Below are 24,545 nucleotides of genomic sequence, written 5' to 3' on the forward strand. Positions count from 1 at the left end.
GTCGGTTTATGGAAGGAGAATGAAAGTGAAAGCTTTATTTAAAAACCGAGCATTTATGCTCGTTATGGCATCTGATATTTTACAACAATTTGCAATTTGGATTAGAAATATGGCTCTTTTATATTTCATAATGGAGCGGACAAATAATGATCCAGTTTCAGTGTCTCTATTATCTGTCATGGAGTATGCACCTATCTTTATTTTCTCGTTCATTGGTGGTGCATTAGCAGATCGTTGGAATCCGAAAAGAACAATGGTTGCTGGAGATGTGTTAAGTGTACTGTCTATTATAGGAATTGTCGTATTGTTAAAATTTGATTATTGGCAGGCTATATTTTTTGCAACACTGATTTCCGCGATTGTAGGTCAGTTTTCTCAGCCGTCATCGTCGCGTATATTTAAGCGCTATGTAAAAGAAGAAGAGGTAGCAAATGCGATTGCATTTAACCAAACATTACAGTCATTATTTCTGATTTTTGGACCAGTGGTAGGATCGCTTGTGTATACACAACTTGGTTTATTTACGTCACTATATAGCTTAATCATTTTATTTTTGTTATCTGCTATCGCCCTTTCATTTTTACCAAAATGGGTTGAAAAAGAGCAAGTGGCGAGAGATTCATTAAAAAATGATATAAAAGAAGGTTGGAAGTATGTTCTTCATACGAAAAATTTACGTATGATTACGTTCAATTTCACCATTATAGGCTTAGCTGTTGGATTAACAACTCCATTAGAGGTGTTTCTTGTAATAGAACGCCTTGGAATGGAAAAGGAAGCGGTTCAATATTTAGCAGCAGCTGACGGAATAGGTATGTTAATCGGTGGTATTGTTGCTGCAGTTTTCGCTTCAAAAGTGAATCCGAAAAAGATGTTTGTATTCGGCATGAGCATATTAGCGATGTCATTTTTAGTAGAAGGGTTATCTACATCATTTTGGATTACTAGTTTCATGAGATTTGGAACAGGTATTTGTTTAGCTTGTGTTAATATCGTTGTCGGTACGCTTATGATTCAACTTGTACCAGAAAATATGGTTGGAAGAGTAAATGGGACGATTTTACCACTGTTTATGGGGGCAATGTTAATTGGAACTTCACTAGCTGGAGGATTAAAGGAACTAACTTCACTAGTTACTGTGTTTTGTATAGCGATGGCACTTATTTTATTAGCGATAGGGCCAGTTCTACGTATGCAAATAAAGAAAGAAGCTGTCGCTAATAAAGAGGAACTAACAAATTCGTTAGCTTCGAAATAACTATTGTAAGGGAGCAAAATTGCTCCCTTTTTCTTTGAGGAACTTTTGACAACTATATGAGCCAATTATATACTGATGTTGTAAAAACGATTTTACAGGTTAGGAGCAATGGTGTGAAAAATCAAATCTATGAATTACGCACTGAAAATAATATTTCACAAGGCGCATTAGCTGATAAATGCAAGGTTTCTAGACAGACGATAAATGCAATTGAGAATAATAAATATGATCCAAGCTTAGCGTTAGCATTCCGTTTAGCTGAAGTATTAGGAACAACTGTTGATAAATTATTTTTGTACAAGCAGTAGAGTCGTTCGTTATAAGGCGCACCGTTAAAAATAAAAAAGATCCTCTTCTTATGAGAAGAGGATCTTTTCTTATAGCGTTTTAGTCTTTGGACTAGGTGGTGTAACGGATGTATTATTTTCTGGAACTCTAGTGAGTAAGAAACCACCGATAATAAACAGAACAATAATACTAAGAACACCAGCGTTTGTTTTTCCTGTTAATTGCGTTGTAACACCGACTAATACCGGTCCCATAATTGCGGCGAACTTACCAAAGATATTATAAAATCCGAAGAATTCATTAGCAGATTCTTTTGGTACTAGTTTTGCAAAGTATGAACGACTTAGTGCTTGAATACCACCTTGAGATGTAGCAACTAACATTGCTAAAATCCAAAAATCAAGTGTCGTTTTTAAGAAATAAGCATATGTGCAAATAATGATATAAATAATGATACCGACATATAACATTTTTTTGCCAGTAAATGTTTCAGATAATTTTCCGTATAGTAAAGCAAATGGACAAGCGACAATTTGTGTTACAAATAATATGATTAATAGATTCGTTGCACTGATACCGAGATCGGTTCCGTAAGCTGTAGACATAGTAATAATTGTATCGACTCCGTCAATATAGAAAAAGTAAGCAATTAGAAACATAAATACAGTTTTATATTCTTTAATATTTTTAAAAGTATCAGCAAGACGTTTGAAGCTCATTTTAATAGGTCTTGGATGACGCTCAATATAGTGTGTTTGCTCTACGTTTTTAAGCATTGGAATTGTAAATAACCCCCACCAAAGAGCAGTTATCGCGAATGAAATTTGACTAGCAATGCCAACTGATAAAGGGATAGTTCCTTTTTGAGCAAGAATAATAAGAGCGATACAACCGATAAAAGGAATAGTACTCCCAATATAGCCTAAAGCGAAACCTCTTGTAGAAATTCGATCCATTCTATCTTCAGAAGTGACATCTACTAAAAATGCATCATAGAAAATGTTGGCTCCAGCAAAACCAACTAAGGCGAGCATATAGCATCCTAATAATAAGTACCACTGAGATGTTGGAACGACTGCTAACATACTTGTAAATACGATACCAAGTCCAAAGAAGAATGTGAAAAATCGTTTTTTAAATCCTTTATAATCAGCAACTGTGCCGAGAATAGGAGCAAGTATAGAAATTAAAAGTGTAGCGAACGAGTTTGCATATCCCCAATATGCTGTTGAAGTTGCACCAGATAGCCCGGCTTCTTTTGCAGCTGCTTTAAAGTAAATTGGAAATAATGCAGTTGTAATGACGAGCGAATATACCGAGTTCGCCCAATCGTATAATATCCAGCTTTTTTCTTGTCTGGACATTTTTTTCATATAGTGTTCCCCCTTAAATTTGTTCTACTAACAGTGTACAAAAATAAAAATTATAAAAAGAGAAACAGTGATGATTTTTACAGAACTTTTACATATATACACAGTTCTTTACAATTGGAGTAAATCCTTTACAATTGATCCGTCTGTTTCGCCTAAGTGTAAACCGAGTAGTCTAGCGATAGTTGGACCTTCATCAATAAGTCTCATATACGGGACGGTAACGCCGGTTTTTATTCCTTTTCCAGCAGCGATAAAAATTGTTTCATAGTTAGGTTTTGTTGGAGAGTATCCATGCGTACCAAATGTATATTTTTTACTAGGCGTAACATCTTTTTCAGTAATTTCTTTTATAAAATCTCCTGTATAGTTTTCAGTGAAATAATACCCCTCTTGCGCTTCTAACATAAATAAACAATTACCATCTGCACCGCAGTCTTTCGCAGCTTCATCATGAAGTATAAATTCAATTCCATTCTGTTTATTTTGCAGCAGTTCTTCAAGGAGTAGTTGTACTTCTCGAATTGTATCCGTATCATTTTTGTCTTTCACATATACATAGGCAGACCCGTCGCAACTTTGACAATAGGCCTTCCAATCTACTAATAGCCCTTTTTTATTTATAGATACGAGGCCTTTTTGTTGGAATAGCACATTTAATTGAATTGCTTTGTTTTCACTTAAAGCGCTATGGTCACCAAGAGCGATAATTGTACTCTCTTCGTATAGGTCACTGTCTTTTAAAGTTTGAATAATTTTCCCGAGCCGCTCATCATGTCTATGAATTGCAGCTATTGTTTCGTTAGATTCAAAGCCATGATAATGTCTTTGCGTGTCTAAATCAGTGAAATGTACGAACATAACATTAGGCTTTTTCGTCTGAATGGTGTGTACAGCAGAGGCGAGGACGAAATCATCCAGCTCTGGTTGTGATAAACCATTTCTTATATGGCCGAAACGACGATTTAAATCTAATTGGTATAGTGGGCTACCGCTAAATAAGGAAACTAACACTTGATTTTGCCACGGTCTATTGGGGAAAATTTCTGGTAAATTGTAATCAATGTTTGCTCTCCCAGTAACAGGCCATAGAAGGGCAGCTGTCGTTAAATTTGCTTTACGCGCTTCATCATACAATGTTGTTCCTTTTATCGATTTTCGGTACCAATGCCAATCAGGTGATTCACGTCCTGGTTGAAGTAACGTATTACTAACAACACCGTGCTTGTTAGGGTAATTACCGGTTACGATTGTTGAGTGGCTTGGATATGTTACAGAAGGATAAATTGGTTCTACTTTTTCGACAACCGTGCCCTTTTTTATTAGAGATTGGAAATGAGGTAGTTTTTGTAGTATAGGAAAATCTAAAGCTGATAAACAGTCGAATGATAAAATAATGACACGATTCGTTAATGCTTTATCCATAAAGTAATCCTCCTAATTATATAAAACCTATTATTATATATTACTATTAATACCTAGTAATAAAAATATGTTTCTGAATAAAATTTATTGTTTATTTTCAGAAAAATTAAACATATAATAAGTATAAGGGAATCTATGGACGGAGGGAATAGTATGGACTGGTTAGATGGATTCGGTATATTTTACATCATTGGTGGCATCACAATTCTCCTTGTATTTGCTATTTCATATTTACTAAAGAAACGTTTTCCAGACAAACAGTTTGATATTATATTTGCACTGATTGTAATACTTCTTTGCTTAGCATCATTTCCTGTTACCATGATGGTTATTGGTGGGTGGGAAGGAATGGGATATGGATTTATTGGTTTTTTCGTTCTACTAGGTACACTTATTGGTATGATTGCACATCAACTTGTAAAAATCTCTCGAAAAAGCTACGTATAAAACTGCAAAAAATGAAAAGAATATATAAAAATAAGAAAATTAGTTATTGTTAAAAAAAAGAATTTGTATTATGATATTCAACAAATTTATTTCGTTATAACGATGAAAAAGGAATAGTACATGTTAAACCTTTTTAGCAGAGAGAGAATCCGCCAGGCTGAAAGATTCTTAAAAAGACGATATGGAACCTACCTTTGAGTTCTGCATATGCAGCGGGAATTTCCCGTTATCAAAAAGAGAGCATATACAATTTTTGTGTATGAATCAGGGTGGTAACGCCGGCAAAGCTCGGTCCCTATTTAGGGACGCGGGCTTTTTTGTATTTTCTAGAAGGAGGAAGATTAACTATGGCAAAAGAACAAGTGCAAGCCATTACGAAGATGGAAGAGGACTTTGCGCAGTGGTATACCGATATTGTAAAAAAAGCCGAACTTGTTGATTATTCAAGTGTAAAAGGGTGTATGATTTTACGTCCATATGGTTATGCCTTATGGGAAAATATGCAGAAGGTGATGGATGAGAAGTTAAAAGAAACTGGCCATGAAAATGTATATATGCCAATGTTTATTCCAGAGAGCTTATTGCAAAAAGAGAAGGATCATGTTGAAGGATTTGCTCCTGAAGTAGCATGGGTTACGCATGGCGGAGATGAAAAATTAGCGGAAAGACTTTGTGTACGCCCTACATCTGAAACTTTATTCTGTGAGCACTTTTCAAAGATTGTGCAATCCTATAATGATTTGCCAAAGTTATATAATCAGTGGTGTTCAGTAGTTCGTTGGGAGAAGACAACTAGGCCATTCCTTCGTACGACTGAATTTTTATGGCAAGAGGGTCATACAATCCATGAAACGGCAGAAGAATCGCAGGCTGAAACATTAAATATTTTAAACTTATATGCTTCTTTCTGTGAGGATTATTTAGCGATACCAGTTATTAAAGGACAAAAAACAGAAAAAGAAAAGTTTGCGGGAGCAAAGGCAACTTATACGATTGAAAGTTTAATGCATGATGGAAAAGCACTTCAAACAGGAACATCTCATAACTTTGGGACGAATTTCTCTGAAGCATTTGATATTAAATTTTTAGATCGTAACGGTAAGTGGCAATATGTACACCAAACATCTTGGGGAGTATCAACAAGAATGATAGGTGGATTGATTATGGTTCATAGTGACAATAATGGACTTGTAATGCCACCAAAAGTCGCTCCAGTGCAAGTTGTTATTGTACCGATTGCTCAGCATAAAGAAGGAGTTTTAGCAAAAGCAACAGAGTTACAAGGACATATTCAAAAGATTGCACGAGTAAAAATAGATGCTAGTAATAAAACGCCAGGTTGGAAATTTAATGAGTATGAAATGAAGGGTATTCCAATTCGATTAGAAGTTGGCCCTAAAGATATTGAAAAGAATCAAGTTGTACTTGTAAGAAGAGATACGAAGGAAAAAGAGTTTGTATCAATGGATCAATTAGAAGAACGTATTCCAGTATTACTTGAAGAAATTCATACTTCTTTATTTAATAAAGCAAAAGTATTTCGCGATGAAAATACGTATATTGCGACGAATTTCGAAGAGATGAAAAAAGTAGCTGACGAAAAGCAAGGTTTTATTAAGGCAATGTGGTGCGGGGAATTAGCTTGTGAAGAGAAACTAAAAGAAGAAGTTGGAGTATCTTCACGTTGTATGCCTTTTGAGCAAGAAGATGTAGCTGACGAATGTATTTGTTGTGGTAAAGAAGCTAAACAAATGGTGTATTGGGGAAAAGCGTATTAATACTCTTTTGATAGATGATAAAAAGGACTTTGGGCTGCATAATAAAATACAATCCAAAGCCCTTTTTAGTTTTATACAGTATTTCATGTATTCTTTAGATGGAAGGATGTTGTTCTTATTTTACGTTTTTAAGACGAATAAACAGTAACATACCAATTAGGAATGTTGAAAGACCCATTAAAATAGATATAGGGTAATGCGTTGCAGTATTAGGTAATTTATCACCTTGTTTTTTTGTATTATCTTTTACATTACCACCTTGAGAACCGTTGCCCTTCTGAGAATTGCTATCGCCTTTAACACGATTGCCGCCTTGAGAGCCATTACTGCCTTGAGAACTGCTATCACCTTTAACACGATTGCCACCTTGAGAGCCATTACCGGCGGAACCATTGCCGCCAGAGCCATTGCCACCAGAACCGTTACCGGCGGAACCATTGCCGCCAGAGCCATTGCCACCAGAACCGTTACCGGCGGAACCATTGCCGCCAGAGCCACTGCCACCAGAACCGTTACCACCGGAACCATTGTCACCAGAGCCACTGCCACCAGAACCGTTACCGCCAGAACCGTTACCACCAGAGCCACTGTCGCCAGAACCGTTACCGCCAGAACCATTGCCACCGGAACCATTGCCACCAGAACCACTGCCGTCAGAGCCGCTACCACCAGAACCGTTGCCACCAGAACCACTGCCGTCAGAGCCGCTACCACCAGAACCGTTGCCACCGGAACCACTGCCGTCAGAGCCGCTACCACCAGAACCGTTACCGCCGGAACCGTTGTCACCAGAGCCACTGCCACCAGAACCATTGCCGTCAGAGCCGCTACCACCAGAACCGTTGTCACCAGAGCCACTACCACCAGAACCGTTACCGGCGGAACCATTGCCGCCAGAGCCACTGCCGCCAGAACCACTATCGTCCTGAGAACCGTTATTTCCTGGAGGTTTATTATTATCCTTTAAATTTCCTTCGGCAAAATGATCGCTATTTTGTACAATAGCGTTTGTTAATGGTTGGAAGTTTTCAGTTGCAGCATTACCGATATTTAAACCGCTAAAAAAAGATAAAGAGAGTGTTGATGCTAAAATGAAGATTTTCGTCATGGTTTTCCTCCTAAGCAATTAATATTCCATCTAAAATACATCCCTTTGTAATATTTCTTAGGAAAAAGAGTTTTATGCAAAAAAAACTATATATAGAAAAAGGTGGTGTATTTGTCAAAGCAGAAAAGAGTTAATGTAGATTTCCTACAAATAGTAGAGGTGGAGAATTTACATTCATAACGGTAGAGGAAGTGGCAGTAGATGAAAGAGTACATAGCGTTTGATATTGGCGGTACGCAAATTAAGTATGGCATTGTTTCAGAAATAGGGAGAGTATTAAAGCGTAAAACAGTTGCAACAGAAATTCATTTAGGCGGAGAACAAATTATTCAAAAACTTATATATGTATCCAAAAAAATAATGAATGAACATACTATTGCAGGAATTGGTATTAGCACTACGGGAATTGTTGATATTAATAAAGGAATTGTGACGGGAGGTGCGGATCATATTCCGGGATATAGTACTATTCCTATTATTGATAGATTGCAAGAGATATTAAAAGTTCCAGTATCGATTGACAATGATGTGAATTGTGCAGCGTTTGGAGAAAAGTGGAATGGTAGTGGAAGAGAGAAAGAGAACTTTATTATGCTCACCCTTGGAACAGGAATTGGGGGAGCAATTTTTATAGATGGAGAATTGTACCGAGGACATTCATTTAGTGCTGGTGAATGGGGGAATATGTTAATAGAAGGAAAAACGTTTGAAGAGGTTGCTTCGATTTCAGGATTAATTCAGCTTGTAAGAAAATATAAAGGCAAAGGCGAGTGGAATGGGAAAAGAATTTTCGAGTTGTATGATAAAGGAGATCGGGAAGTTGCTCAAGCAGTTGGGATCTTCTTTAAACATTTGGCGATCGGAATTAGTAATCTTGCTTATATTTTTAATCCAGAAACGATTATTATTGGTGGAGGAATTACCGATAGAGGAAATGAGTTTTTAAAAGAAGTAAAAGAGGAGGTTAGTAAATACTTAAATCAAGAGATTTATAATAATTGTGAGATTGAACTTGCACAAAACGGTAATTGTGCAGGAATGATTGGTGCTATTTACCACTTATTACATCATCATAAGTAAATTATATGAATGTTTTCATATAACTGAGAATTTATCCTTTTTATCGCTAGGTAAATAATGCTACAATATAAGAGAAGAATACAATATTTTCCGATTTGGAAAATGCTTTGTAGAAAGGGAGAAACTTCATGCCTATTATTTTAGAAAAAGGTCAAAAGATCGATTTAACGAAAGGACAACCAAAAGTAGCAAAACTACAGGTTGGCTTAGGCTGGGATCCAATTGGGCAATCAGGTGGATTTCTGTCTTCATTATTTGGAAGTAAACCAAATGTAGATTGTGATGCATCTGTTGTTATGTTAGAAGGAGATCGTTTTTTAAACAAAAATGATTTAGTTTACTTCGGAAACAAACTTTCTACTTGTGGTAGTATTATTCATTCAGGAGATAATTTAACAGGTGAAGGCGAAGGTGACGATGAAACAATCTTTGTAGAATTACATAAAGTCCCAAGTCGTATTAACCGTTTAGTATTCGTTGTAAATATTTATGACTGTGTAAACAGACGTCAAGACTTTGGTATGATCCGTAACGCTTATATTCGTATTCAAAATCCTCATACAGGTGAGGAATTAGCACGTTATAATTTATCAGAAAACTATGCTAGTAAAACAACTTTAATTGCAGGAGAAATGTATCGCTACGAAAATGAGTGGAAGTTTTCAGCAGTTGGAGAAGGCACGCAAGATAAAAACTTAAGTGAGATTGTATCACGTTATCAATAGGATAAACTAAGGAGGAATTTTTAAATGGCATCTATTTCTTTAAAAAAGGGACAAAAGGTAGATTTAACAAAAACAAATCCAGGTTTATCAAAGGTACTTGTAGGGCTTGGCTGGGATACAAATCGTTATGATGGACAAGCTGATTTCGATTTAGATGTTAGTATCTTTTTAGTAGGTGCGAACGGTAAAGTTTCAGGAGCAGAAGATTTCGTTTTCTATAATAATCCAAAAGGTGCGAATGGTGCTGTAGAGCATTTAGGAGATAACCGAACTGGTGAAGGCGAAGGCGATGATGAAGCGATTAAAATCGATTTAAAAAATGTTCCTGCTCACATCGAACGTATTTGTTTCACAATTACAATTTATGATGGAGAAGGCCGCAGCCAAAACTTTGGTCAAGTTTCTAACTCATTCGTACGTATTCTCGATGAAGAAAAGAATGCAGAGTTAATTCGTTACGATTTAGGAGAAGATTTCTCTATTGAAACAGCGGTAGTAGTAGGTGAATTATACCGCCATGCAGGTGATTGGAAGTTCAATGCAATCGGAAGTGGATTCCAAGGTGGATTAGCGTCTCTATGTAATAACTTTGGTTTAGATGTAGAGTAATAGATTCAATTTATATATCCATTGGTGAAATGCATGTTTACTGATGGGTATATTTTTAAAGATAAAAATATAGAGGTGAATATAAATGGCTATTCAGTTACAAAAAGGACAGAAGATTGATTTAGGTAAGACGAGCCCTGGTTTAACAAAAGCAGTAATTGGTCTTGGATGGGATATTAAGTCTTATGATGGCGGAGACGATTTCGATTTAGATGCATCTGCTTTTTTATTAGATGCGAACGGGAAATGTACGAAGGAAACTGATTTTATTTTCTACAATAATTTACAGTCTCCTTGTGGATCAGTTTTACATACTGGCGATAACAGAACAGGTGAAGGCGAAGGCGACGATGAGCAACTTGTTGTAGATTTGAAAAAGGTTCCAGCAGACGTTCATAAAATTGCTATTACAGTTACAATTTATGATGCGGAAGGCCGTAATCAAAACTTTGGACAAGTAGGAAACGCATTCGTTCGTTTAGCAAATGAAGAAACGAACGAAGAAGTTCTTCGTTTCGATTTAGGGGAAGACTTCTCTATCGAAACAGCAGTTGTCTTTTGTGAATTATACCGTCATAATGGACAGTGGAAGTTTAATGCAGTAGGAAGTGGATTCCAAGGTGGTTTAGGTGCGCTTGTAAGAGCGTATGGCTTGGATGCATAGAAAGGAAACGATATTCGTTTCCTTTTTTTGACCTTTCTATAAATCTAGCAAAGAATAGGGGATAAAGGTAAGATGAGTATTTTGCAAGGAATCCTTGATACGTATGCTCAGTTTTTCGACTTGGACATGTGGATTAAAGTGTTGCAAGATCCAGTATCTTGGGGATTAATTGGTACACTTGTTGTACTTGAAGGGTTGTTATCTGCTGATAACGCACTTGTGTTAGCGGTAATGGTAAAACACCTTCCGGAAGAGAAACGTAAAAAAGCATTATTCTATGGACTTATTGGAGCTTATATATTCCGCTTTATTGCAATTGGAATCGGAATGTTCTTAATTAAATTATGGTGGGTAAAACTTCTTGGTGCACTTTACCTTGCTTGGTTATCAGTAAAATACTTTATTGATAAGCGTAAAGGTGCAGGTGAAGAAGAGGAAGCTCATGGTATGAACCAAAACAGTATTTTCTTCAGAATGTTCGGTGTCTTCTGGGGAACAGTTGCAATGGTCGAATTAATGGATATCGCATTCTCTGTAGATAGTGTACTTGCTGCATTTGGTGTATCTAATGAAGTTTGGATTTTATTATTAGGCGGAATGCTAGGTATTTTAATGATGCGTGGTATTGCCGGTGTATTCTTAAAATTGTTAGAGCGTATTCCAGAGCTTGAAACGACAGCATACATTTTAATCTTAATTATTGCATCGAAAATGTTACTGTCTTTAATCGAGATTGAGATTAGTCATACACTATTCTTTATTATTTTAGTTGTAGCATTTGGAGCAACATTTATAGTTCACTACATGAAGAATTCTGGACAAGCTAAAGAAGAAGTTGCAGCTACTAAAGAAGACAATAAATAATTGAAATGGGTTTGCTCGTTTTGCGAGCGCCCATTTTTTATAACCAAAAATAGTTTATAATAGAAGAAGGACTTAGAAAAACGTAAATGTTTTTGGAGGTGAACTGTTGTGTTTTCACGTTTTACACTTCAACCATATGCATTAAAAGATGAATCAGATTTAAAGCAATTTGAAACGCTTTTAGAAAAACGTCCACAATATGAGCTGACAGAGAATGAGATGAAATTTAGTTATATAGCATGTCGAATCCTTGGCGTTCCTAATGATGTAGATGAATATTTTAATGAACTGTTTGATTATAGTGAAGCGAAAGGAATCGAAGTTTTACACGAACAAAATTTAAACAAAGTGATTGATTCGGAAAAGCTTCGTCATATTCAAGAAGTGTTCGGATTACATCAAGAAGCACCAAATGGTCTGACAGTAAATAGGTTAGTTGCACACTTATCTGGGAAAAAACTTTTACCTAAAGTAGACAATCCTGATTTACAGCATTACATACATACGACGTTTATTTCACTATTGAAATTATATGAGAAACAACATAATCAGTCGTTAAAGACAGAAGGCTTCCGTCGTTTCTTAATCGACATAATTAAACTAAGCGAAAATTATGTAGCGAAGTGGTTTTCTACGATTAATTATAAGAAACAGATGCCGCGTATCGTTTGGTATGGTGATGCACAGGAAAGCCGTATATATTTCTTATATTTTCTTATTATGCTCGGTTGTGATGTGCTTTATTATCACCCCGAAGGAAAAGATGGATTTGAAAATATTGATGAAGAGGGAAGAACTTTTGTTGTATCTCATTCAAGTCGCATTTCGCTTGAACCATTCCCTGATCGTCGACGTGAGCGTGTTGCAACAGTAGCGTATCAAGCTTCGAAAGAAATTGAACAAGTACTTCACCACGATAATTCACTGCTGTACAAGCCGTGGCAATTTCGTTCCTATACGCCTGTAGCTCGTACACTAAAAACAACATATGATGAACTCTTTTTAATTACGAAAGAGAAGGCGTTTGTACGCCCGACATTCTTTGTTGAAAATAAACACATTTATATCCCTTCTTTATTTGCGAAAATATCAGGCGTTTCAAAGAATGATAAAGAGTATTTTCAACGATTAAAGGCTGTTACATCATTTGATAACAGTTTATTAATTAATACATTCCCGTTTACGAAAGAGCAAAAAGCAAACTTCCAATATCATTATCGAGATGCATTGGACCGAGCTGGGAAATTACATCCTGATCTAATTATGAATAGCCATTGGTGGCCGCATAAGCGTTTACCGGAAGGTTTACAACATGGGATTGCAGAGGCGATTATCCATACGTGCGAAAGTGAAATGTGCAAACCAATTGCGAAAGAGACGAAACAAGATGTAGCGCTATATGTTTTCGCACAACTTTCTCAAATACCACCCAATATTTTAGAACAGCTTGAGAAATTTGATTATTCACAAGATGTACCGAAAATTGTTATATTTAATAATGAGAAGAGCGGAGAATTAACTCGCTCTGACGCTGTTTTATTACTATTTTTGAATCAAATTGGAGTAGATATATTCCATTTCAATCCCACGGGCAGAAACGATATTGAACCATATGTTGAAGCGGGAGCATTTGATTCCCATTGGCTTGAAGAAGTTAATTTCGATCTTGAGTTTCATGGTTCATCAGCCTATAAAAATTTATCACAAACAATAAAAGGACTATTTCGTCCATTTTTATAAGGAAAGGGAGAATACCATATGAATAACCCAGTCGTACTAGATTCGAAAACTGAATTGAATGAGCAAACCGCACAAGATGTTCGCTTGCAACTTAGACAAGATGCAGATGTGCAACGTATTTATAACGCAGTAGATATTAAAGATCAACTGGAATTAATTGAACTTGGAAAAGAACCTTCTATGGAAATTTCACGTTTTGCTGATCAAATTTTACATACAATGTCATTATCAAAGATAGAAGATTCTGGTGAATTGTTAAAGCAACTTGGTAAAATTATGGACAGATTTGATAGTAAAGACTTTGCAGAAGAAAAAAGTGGTTTCTTCTCGCGCATGTTCAAAAAAGCGGATAAAATGATAGAACAAATCTTTAGTAAATATCAAACGATGGGCCGCGAAATTGATAAAGTTTATGTGGAAATTACGAAGTACCAAGATGAGATGAAAAAATCAATTGGAACGTTAGATGGCTTGTATGAGCAAAACTTAAAATATTATTTAGACTTAGAGAAGTACGTAGTAGCAGGAGAAATGCTATTAGAGCGTTTAAATACAGAATTAGTTCCGATGTATGAAGAGCGCGTGCGTAATAATGATCAATTAGCAGGTATTGAATTAGAGTCGCTTAAAAACTCGGTTGAAATTTTAGAGCAACGTATTGATGATTTAGAAAAAGCGCGTATGGTTGCGCTACTTACAGCGCCGCAAATTCGCATGATTCAACGTGGTAATAATAAATTAATTGGTAAAATCAATACAGCATTTATTACAACGATTCCTATCTTTAAAAATGGTATCATTCAAGCAGTAAATGCGAAACGTCAAAAGCTTGTTGCAGATTCTATGGCTGAACTTGATCGCCGTACAAATGAATTACTTAAGAAAAATGCACAAAATATCGCAACGCAAAGTGTAGAAGTAGCGAGATTATCAGGTTCTTCTAGTATTAAGATGGAAACACTTGAGGAAACTTGGAACATTATTTCAAGAGGTATGCAAGAAACACAACAAATTGAAGAACAAAATAAACGTGAGCGTGAAGAAAGCCGCAAGCGTATGGCTACATTAACGGAGAATATCAAAAAAGAATTACAAGGATAAATGAAAAGGCAATGAGGACTATTCCTCATTGCCTTTTAGTTTCTCTTCACTAATTTAATAATCTCATTCACAATAAGTGGAATGATACTTAATAAGAGAACAAATCCCCAATCTCGCATCGTTAATGCATGTACACCGAATATATTTGCAAGGGGCGGGATGGAGATGATACAAACTTGCATAACAACACCGATAAGAAGGGAGAAGACTAAATATTTATTTGTAAAGATCCCAATTGAAAAAATTGATTTCGTTCTTGAACGCAAGTTAAATGAATGAACGAGCTGAGAAAAACTAAGAACGACAAATGCCATCGTTTGGGCATGTAATAGAGCATCGTCATCAATTCGCTCTGGGAAAAGAGGGAATAAATTTGTATCTCCAGTATAGAATTTTGCTCCGGCAATAAAAGCTATTAGCGTTAAAAGTCCAATGATAACTCCATTGAAAATCAGGAAAGGAACGCTGCCACTAAATAAGCTTTCTTTCGCATGTCGTGGTTTTTCCTTCATCACATCTGGATCTTCAGGATCAACCCCAAGTGATAATGCAGGCAGTGTATCTGTAATTAAATTCACCCATAAAATATGAATAGGTCGTAGTGGTGTTGCCCAGCCGAGTAAAATTGCTAAAAATAAAGCGATAATTTCTCCGAAGTTACAAGAGAGTAGGAAGAGAATTGATTTTTTTATGTTGCGATAAATATTTCTACCTTCTTCAACAGCTTTCATGATAGATGAAAAATTATCATCTGTTAACACAACATCCGCTGCTCCTTTTGCAACGTCTGTTCCTGTAATGCCCATCGCTACGCCGACATCGGCTTGCTTTAAAGATGGTGCATCATTGACGCCATCACCAGTCATAGAAACGATATTTCCTTTCGCGCGTAATGCCTTTACAATTTTCACTTTATGCTCTGGAGAGACTCTAGCGAATACATTTAAATGATTAATTTTGCTAGCTAGTTCTGTATCAGAAATGTTATCTAATTCAGTTCCAATCATAATTTCCGATATTTCTTCAGCAATGCCAAGTTCTTTGGCAATTGAAAAGGCGGTATCTTTATGGTCACCAGTAATCATAACTGTGCGAATACCGGCTTTTTTACATTCTGTAATTGAATCTTTCACTTCAGTTCGCGGTGGATCAATCATACCGACAAGACCAATAAAGATAAGATCTTCTTCAAGATAATTTATATCCACATCGTTTGAATTGTATTGTTTAAATGCGAATGAAAGTACTCTTAAAGCCTCTTGAGACATTGCCCCGGCAGCTTCTAATATTTGATTTTTATCAGAATCAGTTAAAATCTCGATTTTGCCGTTTTTAAAAATATGGGTACATCGAGGTAAGAGCTTATCAATAGCGCCTTTCGTCATGCTATAGTAGCTTTCATCGTATGTATGTACGGTTGACATCATTTTACGATCTGAATCGAAAGGTACTTCGTTAACACGTTCATGTATTTTTTCTAAATAATCTTTTTGCATGTTAAAAGTGGTTCCAGCAACGAGAAGTGCAATTTCAGTCGGGTCTCCCGTTTGTGATTCGTTATTGTAAGACGCATCATTACATAGCACCATATTTTCTAACAATAGACGTTGCGCATCATTATTTACATTTAAACTTTCTAAGCGATCGTATGTGTTATCACTATAAAAGTGAGTAACGGTCATTTTATTTTGCGTTAACGTACCTGTTTTATCTGAACAAATAATTGTGACAGAACCGAGGGCTTCAACAGCTGGTAGTTTCCGAATGATAACGTTTTGTTTAATCATACGTTGCACACCAATTGCAAGAACGATGGAAACGATAGCTGGCAAGCCTTCTGGAATAGCTGCAACGGCTAAACTAATAGCAGTCATAAACATTTCTAACGTATCCCGGCCTTGTAAAAAACCGATGAGGAACATAACCATACAAATAGCTACAGCGACAAAGCCTAAATATTTTCCGACTTGTGCTAAGCTTTTTTGAAGTGGTGTCATATCATCGTCCGCTTCATGTAAAAGGGTAGCAATCTTACCAATTTGTGAGTTCATTCCAGTTTCAACAGCAACACCGACGCCTCTTCCGTATGTTACAAGAGTGGACATAAATGCCATGTTTTTTTGATCGCCGAGTGGTACTTGCTCATCACTTTGCATGGAAGGGTGGTAGATTGCATCTTTATCAACAGGGACAGATTCACCAGTTAGAGCAGATTCTTCAACTTTTAAATTTGCGGTTTCAATAAGGCGTAAATCGCATGGGATATATCGTCCGGCGTCGAGCATAACGATATCCCCTGGAACGACGTGCTCAGATGGAATTTCTTTTAGTTCACCATTTCTCTTGACGATAGCTTTAGGTGTTGCCATCTTTTTCAATGCCTCTAAAGCTTGTTCTGCTTTCGATTCTTGGACAACACCGATAACAGCATTTAAAACTACAACGAGCGCGATAATGCTGGCATCCGCCCATTCACCTACAAAGGCAGAAATAAGGGCAGCAATAATAAGGACATATACGAGGACGTCATTAATTTGGGCGAAAATACGCTGCCATAAAGTGCGTTTTTGTTTTGTAGCTAATTCATTAGAACCGTATTGCTTTAAACGTTCACTTACAATTTCATCTGTTAAACCGTGTTGTTCGTTTGTTTCTAGGTCAATTAATGTTTGATCTTTCGTCTTACTGTACCAATTGCTCATAAGTAAGCACCTCCAGTAAAAACAGTTAGCAATGGTAGTGTTGCTATTATTTGTGAGTAGTATGTATGGAGAAAAAATCTAAGGTGAGGTTCTACTTCTATTGTACAATATTTTACAGTTGGTTGAGGGAAAGAGAAGAGTTGTCATGAATTTGTTGGAAATAAAAAAGAGCCTCATATAAGAGAGGCTTTTTTACTTTTTAATTAATGTACCTAATTCTTCTGTAATAGCTTGCATTTCACTAATGCTGAATGTTTCACGTTTCATAACATGCTCATAAATGTCACGTAAATCTTCGTACATTTCTTCGTTAAAACTAGCAGCTCTCATCGCTCCAGCATTAACCATACGTAATTTTTCTTTAATAGCTTCGACCATATATTCAACGTTTTCTTCTGACTTTACGGATAAATCCACCGAAGTGTCCCCCTTTAAAATAACATAAGGCTATTTTAACATTTTTTATCATTTTCGTTAATGAATCTTTTCAATCCTATTAAATTAGTAGGGATTTCCTTTATATTTAATAATTCGTTGTTTATACTATAAGTATATATTAAGAAATGCACCAAGAAGGGAAGAAACAAAAACATGGTTCAAGTATTGTTTGTTTGTCTTGGGAACATTTGCCGGTCTCCGATGGCAGAAGCAATTTTTCGAAATCTTGTCGTAAAAGAGGGACTTGAAGAGAAAATTGTCATTGATTCTGCAGGAACAGGAGATTGGCATGTTGGCCATCCGCCACATAAAGGAACACAAAAAATTTTAAAAGAAAATGCAGTCACTTTTGAAGGAATTAAAGCAAGGCAGGTAGAAAAAGAAGACTTAACAAAGTTTGATTATATTATTGCCATGGACAACAAGAATATAGCAGATTTAAAAAGTTTAGGTAAAACTGGAGGCTATATTGGTAGGCTGTCCGACTTTGTTCCAGACGGTGGCTGGACAGACGTTCCTGACCCTTACTATACAGGGAATTTCCAAGAAGTATATGACCTTGTAACAGAAGGGTGTGCAAAGCTATTAGCTTTCATTCGAAATGAACAAGGAATATGAGGAAGCTTAGAAAGAAATACTTTCTAACATAAGAAATGAAAGGGTGAAGGAATATGGCAAAGAAAAATAATATTGCTCGAAACATTGCGATTGGTGTAGCGGCAGGTGTAGCTGTATCCATGTTAAAGAAAGAAAACCGTGAAAAAGTAAAAAATACAGCAGAAAAAGCAAAAACAAAGATGATTGAAATTGGTGAAAATGCAAAGATCAAAGAAAAAGTGCAAACTGTTACAGATAAAGGACGCGAACTTGCTGATTTCAATGTGGTAAAAGCGAAAGTAGCAGAAATTAAAAAATTAACGCCATCTGTTGTAGAGACGTTAAAAGAAACGAAAGAAATTTTTAGTAAGAAAAAAGTTGAGCCAGAAGAAAAGCCAGAAACGATTGAAATTCAAGCTGTATCTCCAAAGGTAGATGAGTTGAAAGTAGAAGAAGAGCCAGTAGTTGCTGAAGATGGTGGTATGAAAGAAGCGCGTGAATTATTTATGAAAGACTCAAATGCAGTGGAAAAAAAAACTGAAGCGTACATTGAGTTAAAGCAAGATAAAGAAGAGAAGAAAAGCGTTTAAACATATATGAGAAAAATTTTAGAAAAGGTGAGAAGAAATCGTACTTATTCGTTTGGTAAAGATTTATATGACCGAACGATGCGCGATGATGTAGCGGGCTTGGCAGCACAGCTCGCTTATTTCTTCTTGCTTGCAATTTTTCCTGGGCTCGTTTTCTTAATTACGCTTCTTGGATTTATTCCCATTCAAACAGAGGATGTGCTTAGTTTATTAGAGGTTTATGTACCAGATGATGCAATGAACTTAATTGAGGTAAATGTAGATAAAGTTGTAAACCAGCAAAATGGTGGTTTATTATCATTTGGTTTATTATCCATGTTATGGTTTGCCTCAAATGGTGTTAATGCGGTTATGAATGCTTTTAACCGCGCTTATGACGTGAAGGAAACACGTTCTTTTATTACAACAAGAGCGTTATCAATTGTGTTTACATTAGCTATTATTTTTATGATTGTCTTTGCGTTAATTGTTCCGGTATTCGGACAAGTTATTGGAGCAGCAGTGTTTAAAGCACTCGGTTTATCAGATAGTTTTTCTTTCGTATGGAGCATTACACGATTAGTAGCGAGTTTCTTCGTGCTATTTGCTTTGTTTAGTTTCTTATATACATTTGCACCAGATCGAAAGTTAAAAAGAAGAGAAGTTATTTCAGGGGCGTTATTTGCTACTGTAGGATGGATTGTGGTATCGTACTCATTTGCTTATTATGTAGATAAGTTTGCGAATTACGCCAATACATATGGTGGTCTCGGTGGTATCATTATTTTAATGTTATGGTTTTACTTAACTGGATGGGTAATTTTACTTGGCGGTGAAATTAATGGTTTACTCCACCATTATAGAACCGGTGACAATAATTCCCGTAATGAATAATGAGCTCTTGTTCCATAATAAAAAGGAACAGGGGGGATATTTCATGAGTAATAATAAAAAGAACCATAATAATAAAAGTAATAATAAACAAAAGAGCAGTTCGCATCCAAAGCATAAAACGAGTAGCAGTGCGAACGGTCATAATAGCTATCATTAAAAAAAACGGGTCCTCTATGAGGGACCCGTTTTATTTGCTTCCTTTTAATAATCGTAAGCCATTCAAAATGACAAGAATCGTACTTCCTTCATGGCCAATAACACCGAATGGAAGAGCTAAAAATTGCAAGAAGTTTGAACAAATTAGCATGGCAATAACGGTTAGCGAAAAGATTACGTTTTGCTTCACAATACGATTCATTCGTTTTGATAGACGGATCGCTTGAGAAAGACGAGATAGTTCGTTCTTCATCAGTACAACATCCGCAGTTTCTAAAGCTACATCTGTTCCTTCTCCCATTGCGACACCAATGCTAGCAGTAGCTAGTGCAGGTGCATCATTTATACCGTCTCCGACCATTGCTACTGTACCGTATTTTTCTTTTAACTTTTTAATCGTTTCAACTTTTGTTTCTGGTAAGCATGATGCGTAATATTCCTTTATATTACTTTCAGAGGCAATTGCTTTTGCCGTTTCTTCATTATCTCCAGTAATCATAATTGCTTCGACACCAATGCTTTGTAAATCACGAATAGCAGCTATTGTTTCTTGGCGAAGCGTATCTTTTAAAGCGATAAGTCCAAGAATGCCTCCCTCATCACTAATATAAACGACAGTTTTACCTTCCTTTTCAAGTGAGGCAGAAATACCATTATGAAATGTTTTTGTTTCTTCACCGATAAAATCAGCTTTACCTATTTTATAAGCGTTGTTTTCGAATATTCCTTTTAGACCAAAACCAGTTACATCTTCAACCTTTTCTGGTTTTTTTAATGTAATGTCGTACGCATGTTGTGCATATTTAACAATGGATTCAGCTAAAGGATGTGTAGAGTGGCTTTCAATTGATGCTGTAATAGAAAGTACTTCTTTTTCTGTTATATTTTCTCGAACATATACATCTGTTACGGTAGGTTTTCCTTCTGTTAATGTTCCTGTTTTATCAAAGGCGATTGCTTTTACTGAAGCGAGGCGTTCTAAATGTATGCCACCTTTAAAGAGAATTCCATTTCTTGCTCCGTTAGAAATTGCAGATAACGTTGCTGGTGTAATGGCAGCAACGAGTGCACAAGGAGATGCGACTACAAGTAAGATCATAGCGCGATAAAACGTTTCATTCCAGCTCCAGTCAAGTAAGAAATGAGGAACGAACATCATAAGCGCAACAACGAGTAGTACACCTTTTACGTATGTTCCTTCAAACTTTTCGATGAATAGTTGTGATGGTGATTTTTCACTTTGTGCACTTTGTACGAGACGGATAATCTTTTGGAATAACGTTTGATCGTTCGGCTTCGTAATTTTAACTTCGATAGCACCACGTAAATTTACAGTACCTGCAAATACTTCATCGCCATGTCTTTTCTCATTTGGAATAGGTTCTCCCGTGATTGCTGCTTCATCGATATTTGTTTCACCGTTATGAATCGTACCGTCAGCAGGAACACGTTCACCTGGTTTAATTAAAATAATGTCGTTAATTTGTAACTCTCCAACAGGAATACGTTCCTCCGTTCCGTTGGAAATGCGTAATGCTTCTTCGGGTTGTAAGTCAAGAAGAGCGGAAATTTCTTTTTGGCTCTTACTTAATGTATAAGATTCCATAGCACCGCTGAGCGCAAAGATGAAGATTAAAATAGCCCCTTCTGCCCAGTAGCCAATAATTGCAGCACCGATAGCTGCAAAGAGCATTAGCATTTCAACATTTAGCTCTTTTTCTTCAATCGTATCTTCAATTCCTTCTTTCGCTTTTGCATATCCACCAACTATATAAGCAAGGATATAGCAAGTAATACCTGCATTCATTGCATCGTTCTTTGTGAATAGCCAGCCAGCTAAAATAAAAATACCAGATGCCAATGCAAATACAAGTTCATAATGTTTTTTTAATGTGTCCCATAAAGAGGGATGAGAAATTGTTTCTTTTGCGTGTAACGTTTTTACTTCTGAGTTCATTACTACTCGCTCCTTCCGAATTCTTATTGAGAAAAATAATCAAAATCGAAACCCCTATAAAACGACGAAAGCTGCCATCCATAATGGATAGCAGCATTTCTGTTGAATCTGTTTTTAATAGTTATTATGTTGTAATTATTCTATAGTATATCATATGTTTTTATGAGATGGTACGGTTTTGTTTCAAGTATAAACGGAAAACTTGTGTTTTCGCAATTCCTTTGGTATATATGAATATTGTTCATAAAAAGGTCGGAAAGGAAGACAACAAGTGAAGACAGAGAAATTTTTTACCCATCCGATTGGCGTATTTATTGCTGCAATAGTAGCAACTTTTTTATGGGGAAGCGCATTTCCTTTTATTAAGTTAAGTTATGTTGAACTTGGAATTCAACCACAAGAAGTTGGAGAACAAATATTATTTGCCGGTTATCGTTTCTTTTTATCTGGAGTCATGCTCTTATTATTCTTTAAAGTGTTAGGAAAAGATATGAGCTTCAAAAAAGGAACGGGGAAACAGTTAATACAAATTGGTTTATTCCAAACGTTTCTTCAATATATCTGTTTTTACATTGGAATGAGTTATAGTTCAGGAATTGAAGGAGCTATCATTTCAGGGACATCATCATTCTTTCAAATTTTACTCGCCCATTTTTTATATAAAGATGATGCTCTCAATATGAGAAAAATAATTGGCGTATCGATTGGCTTTTGTGGCGTCGTTTTAGTAAATGTGCCGAGTGATGGTAGCTTATCATTTCATTTTGGAATCGGAAGCTTATTACTTCTTAGTGCAGCAATGCTGTATTCATATGGAAACATATTAGCGAAAGAAGGTAGTAAAACGTTAGATGTTGGCTATATGACAGCATACCAAATGATGTTTGGTTCTATAGGATTATTATGTATAGGGGCTTTACAAGTTGGAGTAATGCCATTTACATTTAGTCTACATGCACTACTTATGCTGATTTATTTATCTTTCTTATCTGCAGCTGGTTTTTGTATTTGGAATACAATTATGAAGTACAATAAGGTTGGAAAAGTATCTATGTATATGTTCTTTATACCCGTATTTGGTGTGTTATTATCGAGCATGATTTTAGGTGAAGCAATTCATTCATTTGTGTTACTCGGTTTAGCATGTGTAGCCGCGGGAATTATTGTGGTAAATCGGACGCCAGCTAAGCAAAAAATAGAGCAAGAAAAACAAGTAGCATAGAAAGCAGAAAAGCGATTACAATGGAAGAACAGTACTGTTCTTCTTTTTTTTATAGAAAAAGGATAATAGACTAAGTGTAACGAAAAAAGATACAAAAAGCATTTATTGAGGAGAACATATTATGAATCTACTTTACATGGTGTTAATTGGGCAAATACTTCTTTTTTTAATTGGTGCAATTTATGCAATGCGGCAGACAAAAAGAACGAAAGATAATATGCCGTTACCTTTAGCAATCCGTCTTATTCTTAGTTTTTCTTTAACAGGTAGTGCAATTTGGATATGGTTACAAGATCCATCTGTAGAGTATAGTACGTGGGTTGCACTTGGTATGACTTTATCGACTGTGGGAGATTTGTTTATGGCTGGGCTGATTCCAATTGGTCATCGATTAATTGGTGGGATGGTTACTTTCGCTCTTGCTCATTGCTTTTATGTAAAAGCATTTTTGCAAACAGGAATTTCGTGGAATGGTTTTTGGATTGGCTTACTCGTATATGGGCTCTTTCTAATTGTAGGATGGTTCTTCTTTATCCGAAATGATAAACAGGATAAATTGTTTACGATAGGAGCTCTAATTTACGGATTGTGGGTTGGAGGAATGGCTTGCTTTGCATTCGCCTTATATTATGAAAATACAGGAATATGGTGGATACCAGCGTTTGGTGGTTTACTGTTTGTGATTTCTGATTTTATTATTGGCGTGACAGATATCGGAGGGCGTAAATTGAAGTATGAGCCACTTTGGATTTGGTTTACATATGTAGCTGCTCAAATGTGTATTGTATATGTGGGATTATAAAAAGATACTCTCAAAATAGTGGATAGACTATTTTGAGAGTATCTTTTTTGCTTGTTTAATTTGATCAGTATTACCATTTTGAAATTTCTAATATTAAAATTCTATAATTCAGAATTTTGTAGAAAAATATCGGTTGTATTATTTATAATAAAAGTAAAAAGATGATGAGATGGTGAAATGATGCAAAAGAAAAAACGTTGGCGTGAATTCTTTGGAACTATTGCAATTGCATGTTTATTGGTGTTTTTGGCGAAAATTTTTGTGTTTTTCCCTATGACTGTAAAAGGAGCATCTATGAGGCCAACGTTGCAAGATGGAGATAAGGTAATTGTTAATAAGTTAGCAAAACAATTTGAAAGCTATGGGAGAGAAGACATTATTGTTGTGAAAACAGATAATTTTTATGTCAAAAGAGTGATTGGATTACCTGGAGATATAATTGAGATGAGAAATGATCAATTATATGTAAATTCTGAAGTGAAAGATGAAGAGTATTTGGATAGTAATAAAAAACAAGCAGAAAAAAAACTTATGAATTTAACAGAGGACTTTGGACCGATTACAGTTCCTAAAAATAAGATTTTTGTTATGGGAGATAATCGCTTAATAAGTAAAGATAGTAGAAATGGTTTAGGTTTTATTGATAGAGAAGATGTGTTAGGAAAGTTAGCAGGCATTTATTATCCGTTTGAACATATGAAAATAATAAAGTAAAAAAACCAAGCAAATTTTAGTTTGCTTGGTTTTTTTG

General features: G+C 35.9%; 23 protein-coding genes and 1 other annotated feature. Of the genes, 17 read left to right on the forward strand and 6 right to left on the reverse strand.

Features of this window, described 5'->3' with window-relative positions; genetic code table 11:
- Positions 1–25 precede the first annotated feature (25 nt).
- A complete protein-coding gene (locus tag ACTJJY_RS20435; RefSeq protein ID WP_440606392.1) occupies positions 26–1,258 on the forward strand; it encodes an MFS transporter in 1,233 nt (410 codons plus the stop codon).
- 56 nt (positions 1,259–1,314) lie between these two features.
- Entirely contained in the window at positions 1,315–1,566 is a 252-nt protein-coding gene (locus ACTJJY_RS20440) for a helix-turn-helix transcriptional regulator (RefSeq protein ID WP_002023181.1), read from the forward strand.
- A 69-nt stretch (positions 1,567–1,635) separates the two neighbouring features.
- Here the strand turns inward: ACTJJY_RS20440 and ACTJJY_RS20445 are convergent, their stop codons facing one another.
- The gene (locus ACTJJY_RS20445) at positions 1,636–2,919 is read right to left on the reverse strand and encodes an MFS transporter (RefSeq protein WP_000738820.1); all 1,284 of its coding nucleotides are present in this window, start codon (positions 2,917–2,919) and stop codon (positions 1,636–1,638) included.
- 108 nt (positions 2,920–3,027) lie between these two features.
- The gene (locus ACTJJY_RS20450) at positions 3,028–4,341 is read right to left on the reverse strand and encodes an alkaline phosphatase family protein (RefSeq protein ID WP_440606393.1); all 1,314 of its coding nucleotides are present in this window, start codon (positions 4,339–4,341) and stop codon (positions 3,028–3,030) included.
- A gap of 153 nt (positions 4,342–4,494) precedes the next feature.
- On the opposite strand from ACTJJY_RS20450, the gene ACTJJY_RS20455 reads away from it, so the two are divergent.
- Together ACTJJY_RS20455 and proS are read left to right on the forward strand one after the other, a co-directional pair.
- Entirely contained in the window at positions 4,495–4,788 is a 294-nt protein-coding gene (locus tag ACTJJY_RS20455) for a YesK-like family protein (RefSeq protein WP_000383860.1), read from the forward strand.
- A 93-nt stretch (positions 4,789–4,881) separates the two neighbouring features.
- Positions 4,882–5,088: a binding site (T-box leader), on the forward strand.
- 47 nt (positions 5,089–5,135) lie between these two features.
- The gene (proS, locus tag ACTJJY_RS20460) at positions 5,136–6,566 is read left to right on the forward strand and encodes a proline--tRNA ligase (protein WP_440606394.1); all 1,431 of its coding nucleotides are present in this window, start codon (positions 5,136–5,138) and stop codon (positions 6,564–6,566) included.
- 115 nt (positions 6,567–6,681) lie between these two features.
- On the opposite strand, the gene ACTJJY_RS20465 is transcribed toward proS, so the two are convergent.
- A complete protein-coding gene (locus ACTJJY_RS20465) occupies positions 6,682–7,674 on the reverse strand; it encodes a cell wall anchor protein (protein WP_440606395.1) in 993 nt (330 codons plus the stop codon).
- A gap of 201 nt (positions 7,675–7,875) precedes the next feature.
- Between ACTJJY_RS20465 and ACTJJY_RS20470 the strand changes: the two genes are divergently transcribed.
- The 7 genes from ACTJJY_RS20470 to ACTJJY_RS20500 all read left to right on the forward strand — a co-directional run bounded on the left by ACTJJY_RS20470 (position 7,876) and on the right by ACTJJY_RS20500 (position 14,457).
- Positions 7,876–8,754 (forward strand): ROK family protein, encoded by an 879-nt coding sequence (locus tag ACTJJY_RS20470; RefSeq protein ID WP_440606396.1) that lies wholly within the window; start codon positions 7,876–7,878, stop codon positions 8,752–8,754.
- A 128-nt stretch (positions 8,755–8,882) separates the two neighbouring features.
- Positions 8,883–9,479 carry a TerD family protein gene (locus ACTJJY_RS20475; RefSeq protein WP_440606397.1) on the forward strand — a complete coding sequence of 199 codons (597 nt, stop codon included), beginning with the start codon at positions 8,883–8,885 and terminating at the stop codon, positions 9,477–9,479.
- 24 nt (positions 9,480–9,503) lie between these two features.
- Positions 9,504–10,088 (forward strand): TerD family protein, encoded by a 585-nt coding sequence (locus ACTJJY_RS20480; RefSeq protein ID WP_000146720.1) that lies wholly within the window; start codon positions 9,504–9,506, stop codon positions 10,086–10,088.
- Between the two features lie 85 nt (positions 10,089–10,173).
- On the forward strand, positions 10,174–10,752 hold the full coding sequence (locus ACTJJY_RS20485) for a TerD family protein (protein ID WP_440606398.1): 579 nt from the start codon (positions 10,174–10,176) through the stop codon (positions 10,750–10,752).
- 72 nt (positions 10,753–10,824) lie between these two features.
- Positions 10,825–11,616: a TerC family protein gene (locus ACTJJY_RS20490; RefSeq protein WP_440606399.1), complete on the forward strand. Its 792-nt coding sequence runs from the start codon at positions 10,825–10,827 to the stop codon at positions 11,614–11,616.
- A 108-nt stretch (positions 11,617–11,724) separates the two neighbouring features.
- Positions 11,725–13,356: a YceG family protein gene (locus ACTJJY_RS20495; protein ID WP_440606400.1), complete on the forward strand. Its 1,632-nt coding sequence runs from the start codon at positions 11,725–11,727 to the stop codon at positions 13,354–13,356.
- 18 nt (positions 13,357–13,374) lie between these two features.
- Positions 13,375–14,457: a toxic anion resistance protein gene (locus tag ACTJJY_RS20500; protein ID WP_001064413.1), complete on the forward strand. Its 1,083-nt coding sequence runs from the start codon at positions 13,375–13,377 to the stop codon at positions 14,455–14,457.
- A 35-nt stretch (positions 14,458–14,492) separates the two neighbouring features.
- Here ACTJJY_RS20500 and ACTJJY_RS20505 read toward each other — a convergent pair whose 3' ends face one another.
- Both ACTJJY_RS20505 and ACTJJY_RS20510 read right to left on the reverse strand, forming a co-directional pair.
- A complete protein-coding gene (locus tag ACTJJY_RS20505) occupies positions 14,493–17,159 on the reverse strand; it encodes a cation-translocating P-type ATPase (RefSeq protein ID WP_440606401.1) in 2,667 nt (888 codons plus the stop codon).
- A 192-nt stretch (positions 17,160–17,351) separates the two neighbouring features.
- Positions 17,352–17,576, reverse strand: coding sequence for a DUF1128 domain-containing protein (locus tag ACTJJY_RS20510; protein ID WP_000366197.1), 225 nt, complete (start codon positions 17,574–17,576; stop codon positions 17,352–17,354).
- A 174-nt stretch (positions 17,577–17,750) separates the two neighbouring features.
- Here ACTJJY_RS20510 and ACTJJY_RS20515 point away from each other — a divergent pair, with 174 nt between their 5' ends.
- From ACTJJY_RS20515 to ACTJJY_RS20525, 3 genes are read left to right on the forward strand one after another with little or no spacing between them, the layout of a single operon-like run.
- Positions 17,751–18,215, forward strand: coding sequence for a low molecular weight protein-tyrosine-phosphatase (locus tag ACTJJY_RS20515; protein ID WP_000250916.1), 465 nt, complete (start codon positions 17,751–17,753; stop codon positions 18,213–18,215).
- A gap of 53 nt (positions 18,216–18,268) precedes the next feature.
- Positions 18,269–18,784: a DUF4075 domain-containing protein gene (locus tag ACTJJY_RS20520; RefSeq protein ID WP_313755255.1), complete on the forward strand. Its 516-nt coding sequence runs from the start codon at positions 18,269–18,271 to the stop codon at positions 18,782–18,784.
- Positions 18,785–18,790: 6 nt separating this feature from the next.
- On the forward strand, positions 18,791–19,657 hold the full coding sequence (locus ACTJJY_RS20525; RefSeq protein ID WP_001226536.1) for a YihY/virulence factor BrkB family protein: 867 nt from the start codon (positions 18,791–18,793) through the stop codon (positions 19,655–19,657).
- Between the two features lie 187 nt (positions 19,658–19,844).
- Here the strand turns inward: ACTJJY_RS20525 and ACTJJY_RS20530 are convergent, their stop codons facing one another.
- Positions 19,845–21,770: a heavy metal translocating P-type ATPase gene (locus ACTJJY_RS20530; protein ID WP_440606402.1), complete on the reverse strand. Its 1,926-nt coding sequence runs from the start codon at positions 21,768–21,770 to the stop codon at positions 19,845–19,847.
- Between the two features lie 271 nt (positions 21,771–22,041).
- Here ACTJJY_RS20530 and ACTJJY_RS20535 point away from each other — a divergent pair, with 271 nt between their 5' ends.
- The 3 genes from ACTJJY_RS20535 (at position 22,042) to lepB (ending at position 24,508) form a co-directional block, all read left to right on the forward strand.
- Positions 22,042–22,992, forward strand: a complete 951-nt coding sequence (locus ACTJJY_RS20535) for a DMT family transporter (protein ID WP_000845707.1) — start codon at positions 22,042–22,044, stop codon at positions 22,990–22,992.
- Positions 22,993–23,113: 121 nt separating this feature from the next.
- A complete protein-coding gene (locus ACTJJY_RS20540) occupies positions 23,114–23,794 on the forward strand; it encodes a lysoplasmalogenase (RefSeq protein ID WP_440606403.1) in 681 nt (226 codons plus the stop codon).
- A gap of 177 nt (positions 23,795–23,971) precedes the next feature.
- Positions 23,972–24,508, forward strand: coding sequence for a signal peptidase I (gene lepB / locus ACTJJY_RS20545; protein WP_440606404.1), 537 nt, complete (start codon positions 23,972–23,974; stop codon positions 24,506–24,508).
- The last annotated feature ends 37 nt before the right edge of the window (positions 24,509–24,545 follow it).

It is taken from the genome of Bacillus sp. 22475, from assembly GCF_052044835.1.
In the GTDB taxonomy this organism is placed as follows: Bacteria; Bacillota; Bacilli; order Bacillales; family Bacillaceae_G; genus Bacillus_A; species Bacillus_A cereus.

What these genes read in the sequence shown, in the direction of transcription:
- ACTJJY_RS20440 (WP_002023181.1), top strand. Translation starts at nt 1,315, where the DNA reads ATGAGCCAATTATATACTGATGTTGTAAAAACGATTTTACAGGTTAGG.
- ACTJJY_RS20445 (WP_000738820.1), bottom strand. Translation starts at nt 2,919, where the DNA reads ATGAAAAAAATGTCCAGACAAGAAAAAAGCTGGATATTATACGATTGG.
- ACTJJY_RS20450 (WP_440606393.1), bottom strand. Translation starts at nt 4,341, where the DNA reads ATGGATAAAGCATTAACGAATCGTGTCATTATTTTATCATTCGACTGT.
- ACTJJY_RS20455 (WP_000383860.1), top strand. Translation starts at nt 4,495, where the DNA reads ATGGACTGGTTAGATGGATTCGGTATATTTTACATCATTGGTGGCATC.
- proS (WP_440606394.1), top strand. Translation starts at nt 5,136, where the DNA reads ATGGCAAAAGAACAAGTGCAAGCCATTACGAAGATGGAAGAGGACTTT.
- ACTJJY_RS20465 (WP_440606395.1), bottom strand. Translation starts at nt 7,674, where the DNA reads ATGACGAAAATCTTCATTTTAGCATCAACACTCTCTTTATCTTTTTTT.
- ACTJJY_RS20470 (WP_440606396.1), top strand. Translation starts at nt 7,876, where the DNA reads ATGAAAGAGTACATAGCGTTTGATATTGGCGGTACGCAAATTAAGTAT.
- ACTJJY_RS20475 (WP_440606397.1), top strand. Translation starts at nt 8,883, where the DNA reads ATGCCTATTATTTTAGAAAAAGGTCAAAAGATCGATTTAACGAAAGGA.
- ACTJJY_RS20480 (WP_000146720.1), top strand. Translation starts at nt 9,504, where the DNA reads ATGGCATCTATTTCTTTAAAAAAGGGACAAAAGGTAGATTTAACAAAA.
- ACTJJY_RS20485 (WP_440606398.1), top strand. Translation starts at nt 10,174, where the DNA reads ATGGCTATTCAGTTACAAAAAGGACAGAAGATTGATTTAGGTAAGACG.
- ACTJJY_RS20490 (WP_440606399.1), top strand. Translation starts at nt 10,825, where the DNA reads ATGAGTATTTTGCAAGGAATCCTTGATACGTATGCTCAGTTTTTCGAC.
- ACTJJY_RS20500 (WP_001064413.1), top strand. Translation starts at nt 13,375, where the DNA reads ATGAATAACCCAGTCGTACTAGATTCGAAAACTGAATTGAATGAGCAA.
- ACTJJY_RS20505 (WP_440606401.1), bottom strand. Translation starts at nt 17,159, where the DNA reads ATGAGCAATTGGTACAGTAAGACGAAAGATCAAACATTAATTGACCTA.
- ACTJJY_RS20515 (WP_000250916.1), top strand. Translation starts at nt 17,751, where the DNA reads ATGGTTCAAGTATTGTTTGTTTGTCTTGGGAACATTTGCCGGTCTCCG.
- ACTJJY_RS20520 (WP_313755255.1), top strand. Translation starts at nt 18,269, where the DNA reads ATGGCAAAGAAAAATAATATTGCTCGAAACATTGCGATTGGTGTAGCG.
- ACTJJY_RS20525 (WP_001226536.1), top strand. Translation starts at nt 18,791, where the DNA reads ATGAGAAAAATTTTAGAAAAGGTGAGAAGAAATCGTACTTATTCGTTT.
- ACTJJY_RS20530 (WP_440606402.1), bottom strand. Translation starts at nt 21,770, where the DNA reads ATGAACTCAGAAGTAAAAACGTTACACGCAAAAGAAACAATTTCTCAT.
- ACTJJY_RS20540 (WP_440606403.1), top strand. Translation starts at nt 23,114, where the DNA reads ATGAATCTACTTTACATGGTGTTAATTGGGCAAATACTTCTTTTTTTA.
- lepB (WP_440606404.1), top strand. Translation starts at nt 23,972, where the DNA reads ATGATGCAAAAGAAAAAACGTTGGCGTGAATTCTTTGGAACTATTGCA.